Raw genomic sequence first — 1,921 nt, 5'->3', positions numbered from 1 at the left:
GATCGCGGTAGGAATGCTCATTACTGAGCACCCCCCGCACAGATCCCGGCGTGCCCAATTCGGGCACCGGGCTCCTACCTTGGGTGTTTGACGGCAAAACGCCGGTCGGGCCACGGGTGAAGGATTCGAGGTGGTGGGAGCCAGGCATCCGCGATCCGCTCGACCCGCGTCCACGTCATGTGATCCTTTTGGCTGCGGCGCCGGAGCGCACGCCGCCAGAGATCAACGACGTGGTAACGGAACGCGCCGAGTGCCCGCGAGTTCGTAGGTACTGCGTGGTACGCGAAGTATCCGCGAACCACCTGGCTGAGCCATTTCCCTTGCACAGGAATCGGATCGTGCATGCGTCGCCGCAGTTCCTCCTTGATCTGCCTGAGCTTCGCCCGCATGCGATCACCGCGGGTCTTCCGCTGCAACTGGAAAGCACCGCGACGCGATAGCCCGCAGATAAAGATGAAACCCAAGAAGGCGAAGGTCTCCGGTCGGCCAAGGCCTCGACGCTGGCGGTTGACCGCTGCATAGCGGCCGAACTCCAGCAGCCTCGTCTTGTCCGGGTGAAGCGCAAGCGAGAACTCCTCCAACCTCAGCCGCATCGCGTCCCAGAAGCGCCGCGCGTCAGCTTCGTGCTCGAAGCCGACCACAACATCATCTGCGTATCGCAAGATGATGACGTTGCCTTTGGCTTCTCGCCGTCGCCACCGGTTGGCCCAGAGGTCAAAGACGTAGTGCAAATACACGTTCGCGAACAGTGGTGAGGCCACTGATCCCTGCGGGGTACCTGTCTCACTAACGCTCAACTCTCCCTCTTCCAGCACGCCCGCCTTGAGCCACTTGCGCACAAGACGAATGATGCGTTGATCGCCGATCCGGTGCTCAATGAACCGGACTAGCCATTCCTGGCTAACCGAGTCGAAAAAGCTCCGAATATCCGCATCCAGAATCCAGTTCACCGGGGTGCTGGTGATGGCCGTCGCCAACGCGTCCAGCGCATCGTGCTGGCTGCGCGCGGGCCGGAACCCATACGAGAACCCGAGGAAATCCTCCTCGTAGATCGCGTTCAGCACATCAACCACCGCGCGTTGAACAATCTTGTCCTCCAACGCGGCAATCCCCAACGGGCGCTGCTTACCGTCCGGCTTCGGTATGTACCGCCGCCGGACGGGTAGTGCCCGGTACGCTCCGCTCTGTACTTGCGCATGCAGTCGCTCGAGATGTTCTTCCGGTCCTGCTTCGTAGTACCGCCACGTCACGCCGTCCACCCCTGGGGCCGCATTGCGCTTGAGCGCAAAGAACGACTCCCTAAGGCGATCGATCGTGACGTGGTGCAGCAGCGCAGTGAACCGCTCCTTCTTCCGCTGCCTTGCAGCTTGCCGTACACGTTCCAGCCCCTGTGACACGCTTGCCCGGTTCTGCGCCCGGCGCGTGCGTGGTTGATCCGTGTTCCCCTTGGTCCCCGCCCTTCGCTCCACCCACTCCGCAGCCGGTTTCCCGGCGTTGTTCGCAGGCCTCGACGCTACTACGGCGGAGTCTGACTTCTCCCGTCCGTTCATCATCGGCTTCGGCTCCTCGCCTTCCCGACGCGGACCAGCCCATGCTGCGACTGGCCAGACGAGAGATCTCCCGGTTCCCGCGCAAAGAGCGTCCGTGCGTGCCAGGGTCTTCGACCACGCCGGATCGGAGGGACGCTCGCGCTCGCGCGCCCCTCCGTGTTGCCTTCCGCGTTCTGAACCGCGTCGGCATCCGGAATTTCACAACTATCGCGGCTCAATGGCTGGCCCGCACGTTCCCCTACCGACGCTTCGCCGACCACCTCGCGGCGGCCTGCGCACGGCTCGGGGCCGATGTGGTTCGCTATTCCTTCATCGTAGTGGACTTGCACCACCTACTCCTTGCCGGTCTCCCGGCGCACTCAGAACTTGTG

1 protein-coding gene is annotated in these 1,921 nt (G+C 63.2%); it reads right to left on the bottom strand.

Annotated features, from left to right (window positions below; all coding sequences use genetic code 11):
* Positions 1-74: 74 nt before the first annotated feature.
* Entirely contained in the window at positions 75-1,553 is a 1,479-nt protein-coding gene (gene ltrA, locus DN412_RS42745) for a group II intron reverse transcriptase/maturase (protein ID WP_115216980.1), read from the bottom strand.
* Positions 1,554-1,921 lie beyond the last annotated feature (368 nt).

It is taken from the genome of Cupriavidus lacunae (assembly GCF_003353055.1).
GTDB classification, from domain to species: Bacteria; Pseudomonadota; Gammaproteobacteria; order Burkholderiales; family Burkholderiaceae; genus Cupriavidus; species Cupriavidus lacunae.
This window is presented reverse-complemented; position numbering and strand designations above follow the sequence as displayed.

What these genes read in the sequence shown, in the direction of transcription:
- ltrA (WP_115216980.1), bottom strand. Translation starts at nt 1,553, where the DNA reads ATGATGAACGGACGGGAGAAGTCAGACTCCGCCGTAGTAGCGTCGAGG.